The organism is Ewingella americana, from assembly GCF_006438725.1.
GTDB classification, from domain to species: Bacteria; Pseudomonadota; Gammaproteobacteria; order Enterobacterales; family Enterobacteriaceae; genus Ewingella; species Ewingella americana_A.
On sequence record NZ_RCZD01000030.1, the window covers coordinates 1 to 735 of the forward strand.

2 protein-coding genes are annotated in these 735 nt (G+C 62.4%); both read left to right on the forward strand.

Annotated elements, in window-relative coordinates; all coding sequences use genetic code 11:
* Nucleotides 1-365, forward strand: a 365-nt coding sequence (locus tag EAH77_RS24995; protein WP_140476146.1) for an ABC transporter substrate-binding protein, incomplete at its 5' end; no start/stop codon positions are given.
* Nucleotides 366-735 (forward strand): class I SAM-dependent methyltransferase (locus tag EAH77_RS25000; RefSeq protein ID WP_140476148.1); only part of this gene is annotated, 370 nt, incomplete at its 3' end. It abuts the gene before it with no gap.

Sequence of the window (735 nt, forward strand, 5' to 3'; positions counted from 1 at the left end):
ACGCAGCCACGAAGACTCCGTACTTTGCCGGATGTTGCGGCGCACCGGGAATCATGACCGACGCGGTGGGTGCGAAGAACGCCTTCAACGACAACAAGCAGTACTGGCCCGAAATCGGTTGGGAGAGTGTGCTCGATCGAGACCCGACCGTGCTGGTGCTCGCTGATCTCGACCGCGGCGGAGACGGCGACAGTGCCGCAGACAAGATCGCGTTCCTCGAATCGGACCCGGTCGCCAGCAAGCTCACCGCAGTGAAGAACAAGCGTTACATCATCCTCGAAGGCACGACGATGGATCCCTCGATCCGCAATGTCGGTGGCATCGAGCAGCTCTCCGACGGGCTGCGCCAGTTGGGTGTGGTCTAGATGTCCGCGGAAATCAGTGAACTGGTGCGGCAGTGGGACGAGCAGCAGGCGGCATACATCGCGGATCGCGAGAAGCGCTTCGACGTGATTCTCGGCGTTCTCGAATTGCAGTACGCGCACAGTCCGTTCACGGTCGTCGACCTGGCCTGCGGGCCGGGTTCACTGAGCGCCCGGATCCTCGAGAAGTTCGAGCACGCCAGCGTTGTGGGGATCGATTACGACCCGATGTTGCTGGAAGTCGCCCGTCAGTCGTCGGCTCGTTTCGGTGACCGGCTGGAGCTGGTCGACGCAGACCTGGCAGGAGCCGATTGGCCGGCTTCGGTGACTTCGCCGGTTCAGGCGATCGTGTCGACAACCGCACTGCACTGGT